This is a genomic window from Streptomyces sp. NPDC093600 (assembly GCF_044764755.1).
GTDB lineage: Bacteria > Actinomycetota > Actinomycetes > Streptomycetales > Streptomycetaceae > Streptomyces.
This window is the reverse complement of the sequence record NZ_JBIWIU010000002.1, coordinates 520,198-538,334: the sequence shown is the minus strand read 5'-3', so window position 1 is coordinate 538,334 and position 18,137 is coordinate 520,198. Positions and strand designations below refer to the sequence as shown.

The window sequence follows — 18,137 nt, the reverse complement described above, 5'->3', positions numbered from 1 at the left end:
CGTCGCCGTGAGCGAACGCGGAGAGCGAGCGTAGGCTCGTTCCCGGCGCTCATCGGGCCGAAATACGATACGGCGGGCACGGTCGGCCCATCCCTCGACCGCCACAGGACTCAACGGAAGCGAGATTTCACCACCGTGACTGCTCTCACTCTCAGCACTGCCGGTGCGGCGACGCTGCGCGCCGACGCACTCGTCGTCGGCGTAGCGAAGTCGGGCAAGGCCCTCGTCGTCACGCCGGGCGCCGAGGCCGTGGACAAGGCGTTCGACGGAAAGCTCGCCGCCGTCCTGGAGACCCTGGGCGCCTCGGGTGCCGAGGGTGAGGTGACCAAGCTGCCCGCCCCCGCCGGTCTGAAGGCCCCCGTCGTCCTGGCCGTCGGCCTGGGCTCGGCGCCCGAGGACGGCGAGGCGTTCGGCACCGAGGCGCTGCGCCGTGCCGCCGGTACCGCCGCCCGCACCCTGACCGGCGCCAAGAAGGCCGCGTTCGCGCTGCCGATCGCCGCCGTCGAGGACGCCGCGGCGATCGCGGAGGGCGCGCTGCTTGGCGCGTACGCCTTCACCGCCTACCAGGAGAACGGCAAGGACGGGAAGAAGCCGCTGGCCGAGGTGGCCCTGCTGGGCGCCAAGCCGCGCGACAAGGCCTTCAAGGCCGCCGCGGAGCGCGCGCAGGCGGTCGCCGAGGAGATCAACCGGGCGCGCGACCTGATCAACATGCCCCCGAACGACCTGACCCCGGCCGCCTTCGCCGCCGAGGCTCAGGCCGCGGGCAAGGCGCACGGCCTCAAGGTCCAGGTCCTGGACGAGAAGGCGCTCGCCAAGGGCGGCTACGGCGGCATCCTGGGCGTCGGCGCCGGTTCGGAGAACCCGCCGCGGCTGGTCCGTATCGCCTACACCCACCCGAAGGCGGAGCGGACCCTCGCCCTGGTCGGCAAGGGCATCACCTACGACTCGGGCGGCATCTCGCTGAAGCCGGCCGGCCACAACGAGACGATGAAGTGCGACATGAGCGGCGCCGCCGCCGTGTTCGCCGCCGTCGTCGCCGCCGCCCGGATCGGTCTGGCCGTCAACGTCACCGGCTGGCTGGCGCTCGCCGAGAACATGCCGTCGGGCTCGGCCACCCGCCCCGGCGATGTGCTGCGCATGTACAGCGGCAAGACCGTCGAGGTCCTGAACACCGACGCCGAGGGCCGCCTCGTCCTCGCCGACGCGCTGACCCGGGCCTCGGAGGAGAACCCGGACGCGATCGTCGACGTGGCGACCCTGACCGGTGCGATGGTCCTGGCCCTGGGCAACCGGACGTTCGGCATCATGGCCAACGACGACGCCTACCGCACCGCGATCCACGAGATCGCCGAGGAGGTCGGCGAGCAGTCCTGGCCGATGCCGCTCCCCGCGGACCTGCGCAAGGGCATGGACTCCCCGACCGCCGACATCGCCAACATGGGCGAGCGGATGGGCGGCGGCCTGGTCGCCGGCCTCTTCCTCAAGGAGTTCGTCGGCGAGGGCATCACCTGGGCCCACCTCGACATCGCGGGCCCGGCCTTCCACGAGGGGGCGCCGTACGGCTACACCCCGAAGGGCGGCACGGGATCCGCGGTCCGCACGCTGGTGCGGCTGGCGGAGCGCACGGCCGACGGCGAGCTCTGACCGCTCGCGCGTGCCACCGGCCCCCGGGTGCTGAGCCCGGGGGCCGTTGCGCTCACGACGAAATCCGTACGTTCGTACGTGCCGATCACCTGTCCGTACGGGCGATCGGCCGTCTCACACCCCGGCCCCGCGTCCCGCCGTCCGGCAACAAGTGCGAAGATGGGTTCTCGGCAGGACAGGGCCCCCACCACAGGGCCGAAGAAACAGCGGCCGAACACCAGCCGCCGCCCGGTCGGAGATGACCGGCGACCGGCGCACATGCATGGAGGACGTGACGTGGCGAACGACGCCAGCACCGTTTTCGACCTAGTGATCCTCGGCGGCGGTAGCGGCGGTTACGCCGCGGCGCTGCGCGGAGCGCAGCTGGGCCTGGACGTCGCACTGATCGAGAAGAACAAGCTCGGCGGCACCTGCCTGCACAACGGCTGCATTCCCACGAAGGCCCTGCTCCACGCCGGCGAGATCGCCGACCAGGCCCGCGAGGCGGAGCAGTTCGGTGTCAAGGCCTCCTTCGAGGGCATCGACATCAAGGCCGTGCACAAGTACAAGGACGATGTGATCTCGGGCCTCTACAAGGGTCTGCAGGGACTCGTCGCCTCCCGCAAGGTGACCTACATCGAGGGTCACGGTCACCTGTCCTCCCCGACCTCGGTCGACGTGGACGGCCGCCGCGTCGAGGGTCGGCACGTGCTCCTCGCGACCGGTTCCGTGCCGAAGTCGCTGCCGGGCCTGGAGATCGACGGCAACCGCATCATCTCCTCGGACCACGCGCTGACCCTGGACCGTGTCCCGGAGTCCGCGATCATCCTCGGCGGCGGTGTCATCGGCGTCGAGTTCGCTTCCGCGTGGAAGTCCTTCGGGACCGACGTGACGGTCGTCGAGGGTCTGAAGCACCTGGTCCCGGCCGAGGACGAGAACAGCTCCAAGCTTCTTGAGCGCGCTTTCCGCAAGCGCGGCATCAAGTTCAACCTCGGAACGTTCTTCCAGTCCGCCGAGTACACCGACAGCGGCGTCAAGGTCACCCTGGCCGACGGCAAGACCTTCGAGGCGGAGGTGCTGCTGGTCGCCATCGGCCGCGGCCCGGTCTCGTCGGGTCTGGGCTACGAGGAGCAGGGCGTCGCGATGGACCGCGGCTACGTCCTGGTCGACGAGTACATGCGCACGAACGTGCCGACGATCTCGGCCGTGGGCGACCTCGTCCCGACGCTCCAGCTCGCGCACGTCGGCTTCGCCGAGGGCATCCTGGTGGCGGAGCGTCTGGCCGGTCTGAAGACGGTTCCGATCGACTACGACGGCGTGCCGCGGGTGACGTACTGCCACCCGGAGGTCGCCTCCGTCGGGATCACCGAGGCGAAGGCCAAGGAGATCTACGGCGCGGACAAGGTCGTCGCCCTGAAGTACAACCTCGCGGGCAACGGCAGGAGCAAGATCCTGAAGACCGCGGGCGAGATCAAGCTCGTCCAGGTCAAGGACGGTGCCGTGGTCGGCGTCCACATGGTCGGTGACCGCATGGGCGAGCAGGTCGGCGAAGCGCAGCTGATCTACAACTGGGAGGCGCTGCCGGCCGAGGTCGCGCAGCTCATCCACGCCCACCCGACGCAGAACGAGGCGCTCGGCGAGGCTCACCTGGCTCTGGCCGGCAAGCCCCTCCACTCCCACGACTGACGCTCACGTCATCTACGGGCGCGACGACCACTTTCCGCAATTCGTTAGGAGCAACTGAAACCATGCCGGTTTCCGTAACCCTGCCGGCGCTCGGCGAGAGCGTCACCGAGGGCACCGTCACCCGCTGGCTCAAGGCCGAGGGCGAGCGTGTCGAGGCCGACGAGCCGCTGCTCGAGGTCTCGACCGACAAGGTCGACACCGAGATCCCCGCCCCCGCGTCGGGTGTCCTGTCCTCCATCAAGGTGGCCGAGGACGAGACCGTCGAGGTGGGCGCCGAGCTGGCGATCATCGACGACGGCTCGGGTGCCGACGCGGCCGCTCCGGCCGCCGAGCCGGCCCAGGCCGAGGCCCCGGCTCCGGCCGCTCAGCAGGAGGCCCCGCAGCAGGAGGCCCCGGCCCCCGCGCCGCAGGCCGCCCCCTCCACCGAGGTGCAGACCCCGGCTCCGGCCCCGACGGCCGAGGCCGCGGCCGGCGGCGGTTCCGCCGAGGGCACCGACGTCGTCCTGCCGGCGCTGGGCGAGTCCGTCACCGAGGGCACCGTCACCCGCTGGCTGAAGTCGGTCGGCGAGTCGGTCGAGGCCGACGAGCCGCTGCTCGAGGTCTCCACGGACAAGGTCGACACCGAGATCCCCGCTCCGGCGTCGGGCGTCCTGCTCGAGATCGTCGTGGGTGAGGACGAGACCGCCGAGGTCGGCGCCAAGCTGGCCGTCATCGGTGCCGCGGGTGCCGCCCCGGCCGCCGCTCCGGCTCCGGCCGCCGCTCCCGAGGCCCCGGCGCCCGCTCCGGCTCCGGCTCCCGCCCAGGCCGCTCCCGCCGCCCCGGCACCGGCCCCGGAGGCTCCGGCCCCGGCGCCCGCCCAGGCCGCTCCGGCTGCCCCGGCCCCCGCGCCGGCGCCCGCCCCGGCGGCTCCGGCTCCGGCTCCGGCTCCGGCTCCGGCCGCCCAGGCTCCGGCCGCCCCCGCCGCCGCACAGCCGGCGGAGGACGGCGCCTACGTGACCCCGCTGGTCCGCAAGCTCGCCACCGAGAACGGTGTCGACCTGGCGACCGTCAAGGGCACCGGCGTCGGTGGCCGTATCCGCAAGCAGGACGTCCTCGCGGCCGCCGAGGCCAAGAAGGCCGCCCCGGCTCCGGCCGCCGCTGCCGCCCCGGCTCCCGCCGCGAAGGCGCCGGCCCTGGAGGTCTCCCCCCTCCGCGGCCAGACCGTCAAGATGACCCGCATGCGCAAGGTCATCGGCGACAACATGATGAAGGCGCTGCACGGCCAGGCCCAGCTGACCTCGGTCGTCGAGGTCGACATCACCAAGCTGATGCGTCTGCGCGCCGCCGCGAAGGACTCCTTCGCGGCCCGCGAGGGCGTCAAGCTGTCCCCGATGCCGTTCTTCGTGAAGGCGGCGGCCCAGGCGCTGAAGGCCCACCCGGTCATCAACGCCCGGATCAACGAGGACGAGGGCACCATCACGTACTTCGACTCGGAGAACATCGGCATCGCCGTGGACTCCGAGAAGGGTCTGATGACGCCGGTCATCAAGGGTGCGGGCGACCTGAACATCGCCGGTATCTCGAAGGCCACCGCCGAGCTGGCCGGCAAGGTCCGCGGCAACAAGATCACGCCGGACGAGCTCTCGGGCGCGACCTTCACGATCTCCAACACCGGCTCGCGGGGCGCGCTGTTCGACACGATCATCGTGCCGCCGAACCAGGTCGCCATCCTGGGCATCGGTGCCACGGTCCGCCGTCCGGTCGTCGTCAACCACCCGGACCTGGGTGAGACGATCGCGATCCGCGACATGACGTACGTCGCGCTCTCCTACGACCACCGTCTGGTGGACGGCGCCGACGCGGCCCGCTACCTGACGACGGTCAAGGCGATCCTCGAGGCCGGCGAGTTCGAGGTCGAGCTCGGCCTGTAGGCAAGCCCCTGAGCTGTAACAAGGCTCACCAGCGGCGCCCCTGCCGGGGAGTACTCCCTGGCAGGGGCGCCGCCGTATTGTCATAGGCGTCAGCACGTCCCTAAGGAGCGGCTTCATGAGCGTGCCCGTCGTCCACTCGCTGCGCGAACAGATCCGCGAGCACATCGTGGAGGGCATCGTCAGCGGCCGCTGGAAGCCGGGCGAGCGGATCGTGGAGCGGCGGATCGCCACGGAGCTGGAGGTCAGCCAGACCCCGGTCCGCGAGGCGCTGCGGGAGCTGGAGTCGCTGCGGCTGATCGAGTCGGCCCCCAACAAGGGCGTACGGGTACGGAACCTCACCGCGGCCGATCTGGAGGAGAGCTACCCCGTCCGGGCCGGTCTGGAGCAGATCGCGGCCGAGCTGGCGGCGACCCGTCTCGCGGCGGACTGCTCGGCCCTGGAGCCGCATGTGACGGCGTTGTACGAGGCGGACCGGACGGCCGACGGGACGGCGCAGGTGCGGCACACCGTGGCCTTCCACCGGGAGCTGGTGAAGGCGGCCGGGAACGGTGTGCTGCTGCACACCTGGGAGGGCCTGGGCATCGAGGTCTTCACGGCGCTGTCGATCCGCTGGCTGGGCACGGTGCAGAAGTCGTACGCCGAGGAGCACCAGGAGCTGGTGGAGGCCTTCCGGCGGGGCGACCCGAACATCGGCGCCCTGGTCAAGGCCCATGTCCTGGGCTGTGCGCCGAGAGCCTGAGCCCCCTTTCGCAGGCCCGACAACCCATCGAGCGGACCGTCCGGACGGCGGTCCGCTCATTCGTGCGCGCCCGACCTCATCCGGCTCCTCACCTGCGAAAACAAGGCACCCGGTGCCCATTTTCGCGGCACCCTGTGCCGACTTTCCCGATCCGAAGAGGTTTTCGCCTTCAACCCTTTGATCGATCATCGATCGGCGGCTTACAGTCTTCGGCGGGCCGCACCCCGGCCCTCGCCCTGTCCTGCCAGACAAGGCACCCCTTCTCCACCCCCATCTGTCCGGAAGGCGGCGATCATGACCGATCCCGTAGGCAAGATTCCGAGTGAGCTCGACCAGCTCCCGGACCGTGACACCGAGGAGACCGCCGAGTGGGCGGCCTCCCTCGACGCCGTCACCAAGGCCGCCGGCCCTCATCGGGCCGCCTACCTGATGCGCCGCACCCTCCAGCACGCCGAGGGCGCGGGCCTGGCCCTGCCCAAGCTGCTGGAGACGGACTACGTCAACACCATCCCCACCTCCGCCGAGCCGGGCATCGACGGCGACGAGGAGATGGAGCGGAGGATCACCGCCTGGAACCGCTGGAACGCGGCCGCGATGGTCTCCCGCGGCGCCAAGCACGGCGTCGGCGGCCACATCGCCACCTTCGCCTCGGCGGCCTGGCTGTACGAGACGGGCTTCAACCACTTCTTCCAGGGCAAGGAGGCCGACGGCTCCGGCGACCAGCTCTACATCCAGGGCCACGCCTCCCCCGGCATCTACGCCCGCGCCTTCCTCGACGGCCGCCTCACCGAGGCGCACCTCGACAACTTCCGGCAGGAGTCGGGCGGCGAGGGCCTGCCCTCCTACCCGCACCCGCGCCGCCTCCCCTGGCTGTGGGAGTTCCCGACCGTCTCCATGGGTCTGGGCCCGCTCTCCGCCATCTACCAGGCGCGCTTCAACCGCTACCTCACCAACCGCGGCATCAAGGACGTCTCCGCGTCCCACGTGTGGGCGTTCCTCGGTGACGGCGAGATGGACGAGCCGGAGTCGACGGCGGCCCTCGCACTCGCCGCCCGCGAGGGTCTGGACAACCTGACCTTCGTCATCAACTGCAACCTGCAGCGCCTGGACGGCCCGGTCCGCGCCAACTTCAAGATCGTGCAGGAGCTGGAGGCCCAGTTCCGCGGCGCCGGCTGGAACGTCGTGAAGTCGCTGTGGGGCAACGCCTGGGACGAGCTGTTCCAGCTCGACACCTCCGGCGCGCTCGTCCGCCGGCTGCGTGAGGTCCCGGACGCCCAGGTCCAGACGTACCAGACCCGGGACGCGGCCTACATCCGCCAGGACTTCTTCGGCTCCGACCCGGCGCTCGTCGAGATGGCGAAGCTGCTGAGCGACGACAAGATCCTGGAGTGCTTCCACCTCTCGCGCGGTGGCCACGAGCCGCGCAAGGTGTACGCCGCGTACAAGGCCGCGCTGGAGTTCAAGGGCGCGCCGACGGTCGTCCTCGCGCAGACCGTGAAGGGCTTCACCCTCGGCGAGGGCTTCGCCTCGAAGAACGCGAACCACCAGATGAAGAAGCTCTCGGTGGACGAGTTCAAGAACATGCGCGACCTGCTTGAGCTGCCGATCTCGGACGCGCAGTTCGTCGACGGCGTGGTGCCCTACGGCCACCCGGGCGCCGACTCCCCCGAGGTCCGCTACCTCCAGGAGCGCCGCGCGGCCCTCGGCGGCCCCGCCCCGGCCCGCCGCACGCACGCCCTGGCCCCGCTGCCCGCGCCGGCCGAGAAGGCGTTCGCCGCGTTCGACAAGGGCTCCGGCTCGCAGTCGGTGGCGACCACGATGGCGTTCGTACGGCTGGTGAAGGACCTGGTCCGCGACAAGGAGACCGGCAAGCGCTGGGTCCCGATCGTCCCGGACGAGGCCCGTACCTTCGGTATGGAGTCGCTCTTCCCGTCGCTCGGCATCTACTCGCCGAAGGGCCAGACGTACGAGCCGGTCGACCGCGACCAGCTGATGTACTACAAGGAGGCCGTCAACGGCCAGATCCTCAACGAGGGGATCACCGAGGCCGGTTCGATGGCCGACTTCATCGCCGCTTCGTCGTCGTACGCGACGCACGGCGAGGCGATGATCCCGTTCTACATCTTCTACTCGATGTTCGGCTGGCAGCGCACCGCCGACCAGATGTGGCAGCTCGGCGACCAGCTCGGCCGCGGCTTCCTCGTCGGCGCGACCGCGGGCCGTACGACGCTGACCGGTGAGGGACTGCAGCACGCGGACGGCCACTCGCCGATGATCGCGGCGACCAACCCGGCCGCGCTGACGTACGACCCGGCGTTCGCCTACGAGGTCGCGGCGATCGTCAAGGAGGGCCTGCGCCGGATGTACGGCGAGGCCGCCCCGGGCGAGGACCGGGACGTCTTCTACTACCTCACCGTCTACAACGAGCCGATGCCGCAGCCGGCCAAGCCGGCGGGTGTGGACGAGGGCATCATCAAGGGCCTGTACCGCTTCAACACGGCGGAGTCGGCCGGTCTGTCCCTGCCCGCGAACGCCCCGCGCGTCCAGCTGCTCGGCTCGGGCACGGCGATCCACTGGACCCTGCAGGCGCAGAAGCTGCTCGCCGAGGAGTGGGGTGTCGGCGCGGACGTGTGGTCCGCGACCTCCTGGACCGAGCTGCGGCGCGACGCGCTGGAGGCGGACGCGGCGCTGCTGCGCGGCGAGGAGCGGGTCCCGTACGTCCGCAAGGCGCTCGAAGGGATCGACTCCCCGGTCCTCGCGGTCTCCGACTACATGCGGCAGGTGCCGGACCAGATCGCGCAGTGGGTCGAGCAGGACTACTCCTCGCTCGGTGCGGACGGCTTCGGCCTGTCGGACACCCGCGAGGCGGCCCGCCGCCACTTCGGTGTCGACGCGCAGTCGATCGTGGTCGCGGCCCTGGCCCAGCTCGCCCGCCGCGGCGAGGTACGGGCGACGGCCGTGAAGGAGGCGCGCGAGCGCTACGGCCTGTAAGGCCTTCGACCGGCCGGGCAGAATGCCTCTCATGCGCGCTGCCCGGCTGATCAAGATGGTGCTGCTCCTCCAGTCCCGTCCTTCGATGACGGCGGCCGAACTGGCCGAGGAGCTGGAGGTGTCGGAGCGCACCATCACCCGTGATGCCCTCGCCCTCTCGGAGGCGGGGGTTCCGGTGTATGCGGACCGGGGGCGGGGCGGGGGTTACCGGCTCGTCGGCGGTTATCGCACGCGGCTCACGGGGCTGGCCCGCGGCGAGGCGGAGGCGTTGTTCCTGTCCGGGCTGCCGGGGGCGCTGCGGGACATGGGGCTCGGGGACGCGGCCTCGGCGGCCCGGCTGAAGGTGTCGGCGGCGCTGCTGCCGTCGCTGCGCGACGCCCCGGAGTCGGCGGCGCAGCGTTTCCATCTGGACGCGCCCGGCTGGTACCAGGAGCCGCGCACACCGGAGTTGCTCGCGCCGATCGCCGAGGCGGTGTGGGACGACCGGATGATCTCGGCCCGCTACCGCCGCGGCGACACGGAGGTAGACCGCGAACTGGCGCCGTACGGGCTCGTGCTGAAGGCGGGCGTCTGGTACGTGTGCGCCCGGGCCGGCTCCTCGTTCCGTACGTACCGGGTGGACCGCTTCACGGCGGTCGCGCTCGGCGAGGAGCGCTTCGTACGGGACGAGGGCTTCGATCTGCCGGCGTTCTGGGAGGCGCGGGCGGCGGAGTTCGCCCGGTCCCTGCTGCGTACGGAGGTGGTGCTGCGGCTGTCGGAGGCGGGGGCCCGCCGGCTGCCGTACGTCACGGACCGCGCGGCGGTCGAGGAGGCGCTGGCCTCGGGGTCGACCGACGCGGAGGGGCGGGTGACGGTGACGCTCCGGGTGGAGAACGAGGAGGTCGCCTTCTCGCAGCTGCTGGCGCTCGGTCCGGAGGCGGAGGTGCTCGCCCCGGACAGCCTCCGCGCGCGGTTCGCGGAGGCGGCCCGGGGCATGGCGGCGCTGTACGGCTGAGCCGCTCAGCCGATGAACCGCTCAGCGCTAGCGGTAGTCGTCGACGGAGACGTCCGGGTCGCTCTCCTTGGCGATGATGTAGCCCCAGGCGTCCGGACGGGAGCCGTCGGCGTCGGTGAAGCCGTACTCCTTGGCCAGTTGGCCGCTGGAGAGGGACTGGCCGTTCCAGCGGGCCCGGTCGGGGTCGGCGGCGAGGGCGGCGACCGCGCGGCCGGCGTAGACCGGGGACTCGGAACTGGCGAAGTCGGGGAGCTTCTCGACGGCGTCGCGCCAGTTCTCCTCGGTGACGCCGAAGTGGTCCAGCATCTGCTCGGAGCGGAGCCAGCCCGGGGTGAGCGCGACCGCGGTGCAGCCGACGTCCTTCAGGTCCTTGGAGAGGCCGAAGGCCATCCGGATCGGCGCGTTCTTGGTCAGGTCGTAGAAGAGGTTCTCGCGGAACCGGGTGGTGTTGTACTCGGCCGTGCCGTCGGTGACCTCGACGACGAGGCCGCCGGGGTGCCGGACGAGCAGCGGCACCGCGAGCCGTGCGGTGATGGCGTGGGTCTTGACGCCGAGTTCGAGCATGCGCAGGCCGCCGGTGAGGTCGGTCTCCCAGAACGTGTCGCCGAACTTGATCAGGTGTTCGCCTCCCCACACGTCGTTCACGAGGATGTCCAGCCGTCCCCGCTCCCGGTCGATCCGGTCGACGAGGGCCCGCACCTGGTCGATCTCCAGGTGGTCGGTGGGGACGGCGACGCCCTCGCCGCCGGCGGCCGTCACCAGCTCGGCGGTCTCCTCGATGGTCTCGGTGGTGCGTCCGACCTCGCTGACCCTGTCCCGTGTGGTGCGTCCCGTCACGTACACCGTGGCTCCGGCCGCGCCCAGCTGTACGGCGATGGCCCGTCCCGCGCCCCTGGTCGCACCGGCCACCAGGGCGATCCTGCCGCCGAGCGGCTTCGTTTCGTCGGTCATGAATCGAGCGTCCCAGGAAAGTACGACATCCTCTGTCCGGATTGTTTTCGGCCGTTTCCGGGTGCGTCGCACTCCCCCAAGGCCGATGCTGTATCCCGTGATGGACGAAACGGAGTTCTGGGAGATCATCGACTCCACCCGGGAGGCCGCCGAGGGCGATCCCGAGGACCATGCCGACCTGCTCGTGGAGCGGTTGCTGCAGCTCGATCCCGACTCCGTGCTGGACTTCGCCCGTCATTTCGAGGCCCGCTACAACCGTGCGTACCGCTGGGACCTGTGGGGCGCGGCGGCGATCCTGCTCGGCGGGGCGGGCGACGACGCCTTCGACTACTTCCGCTGCTGGCTGATCGGGCAGGGGCGGGAGGTCTTCGAGGGCGCGGTGCACGAGCCGGACGCCCTGGCCGAGCTCCTGGACGAGTTCGACGAGGAGATCGACGGGGACGGCGAGGAGCTCGGGTACGCGGCGGACGAGGCGTACGAGCAGCTCACGGGCGCGGAGGCGCCGGACCTGGGGATTCCGCCCCAGCCGGCCGAGCCGGAGGGCAGCCCGCTGGAGCTGGAGGACGACGCGGCGCTCGCGGAGCGCTTCCCGAGACTGTGGTCGCGATTCGGGGGGACGGAGATCTGACGGGAGTACGACCGACGGACCGGTACGGCCCCGGGGCCGGCGCGACCGACGAGGTGAGCGGTACGGCCCCGGTAGCCGTACCGGTCACGCAAGCCGCCGAGGGGCGGGCGGCCCGTCAGAAGTGGGTGCCGCCGTCGATGCGCACCTCGGTGCCGGTGATGAACCTGCCGTCCTCGCTCGCCAGCATCGCGACGACCCCGGCGACGGTCTCGGGCCCGGCGAAGCCCTGCCCGAGGGCGGGGGCGAGCTTGGCGAAGAGGGACAGGTCGGCGTCCTCGGGGAGGCCGGGGCCGACGCTCTGCCTGCTGGCGCCGGTGCCGTCGGTCATGCCGGAGGAGATGGAGCCGGGCTGGACGGCGGTGAAGCGGATGCCCCGCTTGGCGTACTCGGCGGCGAGCGCGTGGGTCATGGACTGGATGCCGCCCTTGCTGGCCGCGTAGGCGGACATGTACGGGTGGGCGAACATCGCCGAGGTGGAGGAGAAGTTCACGACGGCGGAGCCGTTGCCCGCGAGGAGGGCGGGTATCGCCTCGCGGATCACCAGGAAGGTGCCGGTCAGGTTGATCCGGACGACCTGTTCGAAGGCGTCGAGGCTGGTCTCGTGGGTGTGCGAGGAGCGCAGCACGCCGGCCGCGTTGACCAGCACGTCCAGGCCGCCCAGCGCCTCGACGGCGGCGGCGACGCCCTCGCGCACCGACGTCTCGTCGGCGACGTCCACGACGACGGTCGTCAGGCGGTCCGCGTGGGCTCCGGCTTTAGCGGCGGTGTCCTTGAGCCCGGCCGCGCTGATGTCGGCGGCGACCACGTCGCCGCCCTCGGCGAGCATGCGGAGCACGGTGGCCTGGCCGATGCCGGAGCCGCCGCCGGTGACCAGGGCGCGGCGTCCTTCGTAGCGGTTCATGTTGCTGTCCGACCTCTCGGGCTGTCCGTCTGGGCGTGAGACACCGTACGCCGAAGTGGCACGTTTTGCCATTACTACACATCATGCCGCCGCGGCAGGCGCGGGCGTACGCTTCGTACGGTGAGCACCAAGCCCCCTTCGCTGACGGAGCGCCGCAAGGCGGCGACGCAGCTCGACATCGCCCGCGCCGCCGCCGAGCTCTTCACCGAGCGCGGCCCCGACGACACCACGGCCGAGGAGATCGCCCTGCGCGCCGGGGTCGCCCTGCGCACCTTCTACCGCTACTTCCGCTCCAAGCAGGACGCCGTGGCCCCGCTCCTGGCGGGTGGGGCGGACCGCTGGCGCGAGCGGCTGGCGGCCGGACCGGGGGCGGCCCTGCCCGACGCGCTGGAACGCTCGATCGCCGCGTCGCTGACACCGGCCGACGCGGAGGCCGCCGAGGGGCTGCGCTGGACACGGGGTCTGCTGCGGGCGGCCGAGCGGGACCCGGCGCTGCGGGCGGTCTGGTACCGGGTCAACCAGGAGTCCGAGGACCGGCTGCGGGTCGTCGTCGCGGAACTCGCCGGGCCGGACGCCGACCCGCTGGAGGTGCGTCTCGCCGCGGCGGCGGCCACGGACGCGATCCGGATCGCCCTGGAGACCTGGGCGGAGACGGACGCGCCGGCAGAGGGAGCGGGCGGGCCGGCCGCGCTCGCGGTGCGGTGCCTGCGGGAGCTGATGGGCGGGATGCGGCTGCTCGGCCCCGACGTCAGGGAGCCAGGGACCGCCCCATGAGGACGTCGTCGACGTACCGGCCGTGCAGGAAGAACTCGCCGGGCAGCACGCCCTCGACCGCGAAGCCCTCGGACGCGTAGAGCGTGCGGGCCGGCGTGTTGTGGCCGAGCACGCGCAGGGTGATGCGGTGGCCGCCCTGCCGCAGCGTCTCCGCCATCGCGGCGCGCAGCAGCGCGCGGGCCACGCCCAGGCCGCGGGCGCTCTCGGCGACGGCGAGGCCCTGGATCTGGCGGACGTGCCGGTTGCAGGCGAGCGGTGTGGGCGGCACGAGCCGCAGATAGCCGACGACGGTCCCTCCGTCCTCGGCGACGAGGTAGTCCTCCGGCCGGTGACGGTCGTCGAAGAACGGCTCGTACGGAGGCTCCGGCGCGGGCTGCACGGCGTGCAACGGCGACCAGGTGGCCCGGTCGAGCTCCCCGAGCGGGCCCGCGTCCTCCACGAGGGCGGGACGGATACGTATCTGCGGCTCCGGCGCGGTCATGGCGCCACTGTGCCACGCGTGCCGGGGAGGGCAGGATGTTTTTTATGCAACGCTCCCGTATCGCGGTCACCGGCGCCTCCGGTCTCATCGGCTCGGCCCTGGTGCGCTCCCTGCGCGCCGACGGCCACGACGTCCTGCGCCTGGTCCGCCGCCCCGCCCGCACGGCCGACGAGGTCGAGTGGGATCCGTCCCGGCTGTACGTGGACGCCTCCGGCCTGGTCGGCGTCGACGCGGTCGTGCACCTGGCGGGCGCCGGTGTCGGCGAGCGCCGGTGGAACGAGGCGTACAAGAAGGAGATCCGCGACAGCCGCGTGCTCGGGACGGCGGCGATCTCGCAGGCCCTCGCCTCGCTGGCGGAGCCGCCGGAGGTCCTGGTGTGCGGTACGGCGCTCGGCTACTACGGCGACACGGGCACGCGCGCGGTGGACGAGACCGCTCCGGCGGGCGAGGGCTTCCTGCCGTCGGTGTGCGTGGAGTGGGAGGCCGCGGCGGCCCCGGCGGAGGAGGCCGGCATCCGGGTCGCGTACGCCCGCACCGGGCTGGTGGTGGCGCGTGAGGGCGGGGCGTGGGGGCGGTTGTTCCCGGTCTTCCGCGCCGGGGTCGGCGGCCGGATGGGCAGCGGCCGGCAGTACTGGAGCTTCATCTCGCTGCACGACGAGGTGGCCGCCCTGCGCCATCTGATCGACACCGGCTCCCTGTCCGGGCCGGTGAACCTGACGGCTCCGGAACCGGTCACCAATCGCGAGGTGACGGCGGCGATGGGCCGTGTGCTGCGCCGCCCGACGCTGCTGACGGTGCCGGCGCCGGCGCTGAAGGCGGTGCTGGGGGACTTCGCCCAGGACGTGCTGGGCAGCCAGCGGGTTCTGCCGGGCCGGTTGCTGGAGTCGGGGTTCGACTTCGCGTTCCCGACGATCGACGAGTCGATCCGGGCGGCGGCCTGAGCGCCGTGTGACGGCGGGGGCGGCGGCCTGAGCTTCTGTGACGGCAGGGGCGGCCGGGGCGGCGGAGGCGGCGCGGACGGTCTGTCCCGGGCGTGTGCGACCCCGTGCTGCGTGCACCCCGCCGCGCGCGGCTGGCGCCTGCGGGCGCGCTGCCTAGGCTGGACGGCCCCTGAAGGAGAACTCGGCATTCAGGGGGTCTGTCGGGGGCATGAGCCTCCCACCAGCCGCGCCGACCCGGGGAGGGGCACGTGCTCAGTACCGCACGCCATGCGCACCACACGGACGTCGTCATCGTCGGAGCCGGGGCCGCGGGTCTCGCGGCCGCCCACCGGCTGATCAGGGCGGGGCTCACCGTCACGGTCCTGGAGGCCGAGGCGCGCGTGGGGGGCCGGATGGCCACCGACGACGTCGACGGCTTCCGGCTCGACCGCGTCGGCCCGCTGCTCACGACGTCGTACCAGGAACTGCGCCGCACACCGGCCCTGGACGATCTCGTCCTGCGCCCGTTCGCACCGGGGGCGCTGGTCCACAGCGACGGACGGTACGTCAGGAACGGCGGGCCGGGGGGTGTGAGGTGGGGGGCCTCTCACGCGCCCCGGAGCGGCGGATGGGGGCCCACGCATGTCTCCCGGAGCGGCGGGTGGGGGTCCGCCCCCAGGGGCGTAGGGGGCGCGTTCACAGTGGCGCGCGCCCTCGCGAGCGCCCCCCGTAATCCGACGGCCTCGCTCGATCAGGCGCGCCTCGGCGCGACGTTGGCCCGGCTCGCCGCCACGCCCGCGCAGCGGTTGCTGACCCGGCCGGAGCGTACGGCCGTCGAGGCCCTGAACGCCCGGCTGCCCGCCCGTACCGTCCAGGGTTTCCTCCGCCCACTGCTCGCCGCGCTGCTCGGCGACCCCGATCTCGCCATGTCGAGCCGTACGGCCGATCTCGCTCTGCGGGCGTTCGCCCGGGGGCGGTTGTGTGTGCCGCAGGGCGGGGCGGGGGCGCTGCCGGAGCTGCTGGCCGCGTCCCTTCCGCCGGGCACGGTCCGTACGGGCGTCCGGGCGGTCGATGTGTCGATCAACAAGGTCGTGACGGCGGAGCACGGCGTGTTCGGCTGCCGTTCGGTCGTTCTGGCGACCGGGGCGCGGACCGCCGCCGAGCTGCTGCCGGGGCTCCGGGCGCCCGGCTTCCACGCGGTCACGGTGCTGCACCACACGGCGCCCGTCGCACCCACGTCCCACCCGGTGCTGCTCCTGGAGTCCGATCCCGGCGGCCCGGTCGCGCACACGGCGGTGATGAGCGCGGTCGACCCCGCGCGCGTCCCCGAGGGCCGGGCGCTGATCACCTCGACGGTCCTGGGCACACTGCCCGACGATCCGGAGCGCCGGGTCCGCAAGCATCTCGCCACGCTGTACGGCACGTCGACGGACGAGTGGGAGCTGCTCGCCCTCCACCACACCCCGGACGCCGTCCCGGCGATGCCCCCGCCCCACGACCCGCGCCGCCCGGTGCGTCTGCTGGCGGGCCTCTACGTCTGCGGCGACCACCGCGACACGGGCACCCCGCAGGGCGCCCTCCGCTCCGGCCACCGCGCCGCCCACGCCCTCCTGACCGACCTCGGCATCCGCCTGATGGCGGACGCGGCGACGGCGGACGTGGCGGCGTAGACGAGGTCCCGGCCGGGCATCGTCCCGGCCGGGTTCAGCCGATGGCCGCCACGCGGTCGCGGTAGGTGCGGACCGCCGCGGCGTCGCGGTAGGGCTCCAGGCGGCGCTCGAAGTCGCGGATGTACTCGACGGCACGGGCCGAGCGCATCTCGGACGCCTGCTGGGCGGCCTCCGCGCCCAGGGCGCAGGCCTGGTCCAGCTCGCCGAGGCCGAGCCGGGCGGAGGCGAGGACGACCCGGGAGAAGAGGCGGCTGCGCGCGAAGCCGGGCGCGCGCAGTTGCAGCGAGCGTTCGGCGTGCTGAGCCGCCGACCGGTACTGCTGCAGGTCGCGGTGGCAGTGCCCGAACTCGTCGGCGAGCTGCCCCTCGTCGAAATTCCGTGCCCAGTACGGCACTTCATCACCGGGCCGGGCCGCTTCGAGGGCTCGCTCGGCGCGCGCGAGGGAGGCACCGCACGCCCGCGCCTCGCCGAGTACGCCGTGCCCGCGGGCCTCCACCGCGTGCAGCAGCGCCTGTACGACGGGGGGCGCGGCGGAGCCGACGCCCTGCTGGGCGACGCGGGCGAGCTGTACGGCCTCCCGCCCGTGCCCGAGGTAGACGGCCTGGCGGCTCATGGTGATCAGGACGTACGAGCCGTACGCCCGGTCCCCGGCCGCCTGGGCGAGCCGCAACGCCTGGACGAAGTACCGCTGCGCCAGTCCGTGCGCGGCGATGTCGTACGAGGTCCAGCCGGCCAGTCGGGTCAGGTCCGCGGCGGCGGCGAACAGGCGGCGGCCGACGGACTCGCCGTACGTGCCGCGCAGCATCGGCTCGGCCTCGTGCTCCAGATAGCGGACGAGGGCCTGCCGGGCGTGGCCGCCGCCGTAGGCGTGGTCGAGGGTGCGGAACAGTTCGCCGACCGAGCGCAGGGCGGCGATGTCGCCGCTGGAGACCCGCTGCCCGGGGCCCCGGTCGGTGCCGCGCTGGCGGGGGACGGAGAACCGACCCTGGGCCGGCACGCGGGGCTCCTGACCGGCGTGCGGCCCCGCGTCGGCGGCGGGGCGTCCGTCCGTACCCAGTCGGCCGTCGGCACCTGGGCGCCCCTCGCCGCCCGGCCGGGCGTCACCACCGAACCGGCCGTCGCCTGCGAGCCGGCCATCGGCGCCGCCCACGCGCCCGTCCGGACCGGGCCGGCCCTCCTGCGGCACGCGGCCGCCGCCCGGCGCGTGCGGCTCCCCCCGGGCGACCCGCTCGTCCGCGCGGCCGATCAGCCAGTCCCGGCTCGGGACCACGAGGCCCGCCGGGGTGAACGCGATCTTGCGGAGCTCGGCGTGGCTGCCGGAGTCCTTCCGCCAGAGGCCGCTGACGATGTCGACGGCCTCCTCCGGTGTGGCCGCGAACTCCAGGCCTGCGTAGACCGGCGCGCAGGCGTCGAGGCCGAGGTCCTGGGCCGAGAGCCGGCGGCCGAGACGCCGGGTGAAGACCTCGGCGATCAGGGCGGGGGTCGTGCCGCGCGGCTGCTGACCGCGCAGCCAGCGGGTCACGGAGGTCTTGTCGTACCGCAGGTCGAGGCCGTGCTCAAGGCCGAGCTGGTCCACCCTTCTGGCCAGGCCCGCGTTGGAGAATCCGGCTTCGGCGATGAGCGCGGCGAGCTGGCGGTTCGGGATGCGCTGGGGGGGTCGTTCCGTCATCAGCTGTGCGGTCTCCTGCCTTCCGGGCCCGGGTGGCAGCCCTGTGTGGACCCTCATGGAACGGCGCGAATTTAGCGGCCCCGGCCGCCCGTACCGCCACCTTCGCCCCACATTCATCCGATCGTGTGAGGATTGGGGGCGCCGCTGACGCAGGAGACCCCGCCGCACCTGCCGGACCGGTGTCCGCGGCGCCGCCGTAC

Annotated in this window: 14 protein-coding genes; 10 read left to right on the top strand and 4 right to left on the bottom strand. The window is 72.8% G+C overall.

Going from position 1 to position 18,137, the window contains the following annotated elements:
- Nucleotides 1-135: 135 nt before the first annotated feature.
- From ACIRB4_RS08095 to ACIRB4_RS08070, 6 genes are all read left to right on the top strand, one after another.
- The gene (locus ACIRB4_RS08095; RefSeq protein WP_403289223.1) at nucleotides 136-1,644 is read left to right on the top strand and encodes a leucyl aminopeptidase; all 1,509 of its coding nucleotides are present in this window, start codon (nucleotides 136-138) and stop codon (nucleotides 1,642-1,644) included.
- Nucleotides 1,645-1,920: 276 nt separating this feature from the next.
- Complete coding sequence (gene lpdA / locus ACIRB4_RS08090) at nucleotides 1,921-3,309, top strand: dihydrolipoyl dehydrogenase (protein WP_403289222.1); 1,389 nt, start codon at nucleotides 1,921-1,923, stop codon at nucleotides 3,307-3,309.
- A gap of 62 nt (nucleotides 3,310-3,371) precedes the next feature.
- Nucleotides 3,372-5,219 carry a 2-oxoglutarate dehydrogenase, E2 component, dihydrolipoamide succinyltransferase gene (gene sucB, locus ACIRB4_RS08085; protein ID WP_403289221.1) on the top strand — a complete coding sequence of 616 codons (1,848 nt, stop codon included), beginning with the start codon at nucleotides 3,372-3,374 and terminating at the stop codon, nucleotides 5,217-5,219.
- Nucleotides 5,220-5,334: 115 nt separating this feature from the next.
- Complete coding sequence (locus tag ACIRB4_RS08080) at nucleotides 5,335-5,958, top strand: GntR family transcriptional regulator (RefSeq protein ID WP_356895317.1); 624 nt, start codon at nucleotides 5,335-5,337, stop codon at nucleotides 5,956-5,958.
- 294 nt (nucleotides 5,959-6,252) lie between these two features.
- Nucleotides 6,253-8,949: a pyruvate dehydrogenase (acetyl-transferring), homodimeric type gene (gene aceE / locus ACIRB4_RS08075; protein WP_403289220.1), complete on the top strand. Its 2,697-nt coding sequence runs from the start codon at nucleotides 6,253-6,255 to the stop codon at nucleotides 8,947-8,949.
- Between the two features lie 31 nt (nucleotides 8,950-8,980).
- Complete coding sequence (locus tag ACIRB4_RS08070; RefSeq protein WP_403289219.1) at nucleotides 8,981-9,943, top strand: helix-turn-helix transcriptional regulator; 963 nt, start codon at nucleotides 8,981-8,983, stop codon at nucleotides 9,941-9,943.
- Between the two features lie 27 nt (nucleotides 9,944-9,970).
- On the opposite strand, the gene ACIRB4_RS08065 is transcribed toward ACIRB4_RS08070, so the two are convergent.
- Entirely contained in the window at nucleotides 9,971-10,894 is a 924-nt protein-coding gene (locus ACIRB4_RS08065) for an SDR family oxidoreductase (protein ID WP_403289218.1), read from the bottom strand.
- Nucleotides 10,895-10,994: 100 nt separating this feature from the next.
- Here ACIRB4_RS08065 and ACIRB4_RS08060 point away from each other — a divergent pair, with 100 nt between their 5' ends.
- A complete protein-coding gene (locus ACIRB4_RS08060) occupies nucleotides 10,995-11,522 on the top strand; it encodes a DUF4240 domain-containing protein (protein WP_403289648.1) in 528 nt (175 codons plus the stop codon).
- A 115-nt stretch (nucleotides 11,523-11,637) separates the two neighbouring features.
- Here ACIRB4_RS08060 and ACIRB4_RS08055 read toward each other — a convergent pair whose 3' ends face one another.
- Nucleotides 11,638-12,423: an SDR family NAD(P)-dependent oxidoreductase gene (locus ACIRB4_RS08055; RefSeq protein ID WP_403289217.1), complete on the bottom strand. Its 786-nt coding sequence runs from the start codon at nucleotides 12,421-12,423 to the stop codon at nucleotides 11,638-11,640.
- A gap of 120 nt (nucleotides 12,424-12,543) precedes the next feature.
- Between ACIRB4_RS08055 and ACIRB4_RS08050 the strand changes: the two genes are divergently transcribed.
- Entirely contained in the window at nucleotides 12,544-13,197 is a 654-nt protein-coding gene (locus ACIRB4_RS08050) for a TetR/AcrR family transcriptional regulator (RefSeq protein ID WP_403289216.1), read from the top strand.
- Here ACIRB4_RS08050 and ACIRB4_RS08045 read toward each other — a convergent pair.
- A complete protein-coding gene (locus ACIRB4_RS08045) occupies nucleotides 13,172-13,678 on the bottom strand; it encodes a GNAT family N-acetyltransferase (protein WP_403289215.1) in 507 nt (168 codons plus the stop codon). The genes ACIRB4_RS08050 and ACIRB4_RS08045 overlap by 26 nt on opposite strands.
- A 44-nt stretch (nucleotides 13,679-13,722) precedes the next feature.
- On the opposite strand from ACIRB4_RS08045, the gene ACIRB4_RS08040 reads away from it, so the two are divergent.
- Together ACIRB4_RS08040 and ACIRB4_RS08035 are read left to right on the top strand one after the other, a co-directional pair.
- The gene (locus tag ACIRB4_RS08040; protein WP_403289214.1) at nucleotides 13,723-14,619 is read left to right on the top strand and encodes a TIGR01777 family oxidoreductase; all 897 of its coding nucleotides are present in this window, start codon (nucleotides 13,723-13,725) and stop codon (nucleotides 14,617-14,619) included.
- 248 nt (nucleotides 14,620-14,867) lie between these two features.
- Entirely contained in the window at nucleotides 14,868-16,268 is a 1,401-nt protein-coding gene (locus ACIRB4_RS08035; RefSeq protein ID WP_403289213.1) for an NAD(P)/FAD-dependent oxidoreductase, read from the top strand.
- Between the two features lie 34 nt (nucleotides 16,269-16,302).
- Here the strand turns inward: ACIRB4_RS08035 and ACIRB4_RS08030 are convergent, their stop codons facing one another.
- A complete protein-coding gene (locus ACIRB4_RS08030; protein WP_403289212.1) occupies nucleotides 16,303-17,937 on the bottom strand; it encodes a regulator in 1,635 nt (544 codons plus the stop codon).
- Nucleotides 17,938-18,137 lie beyond the last annotated feature (200 nt).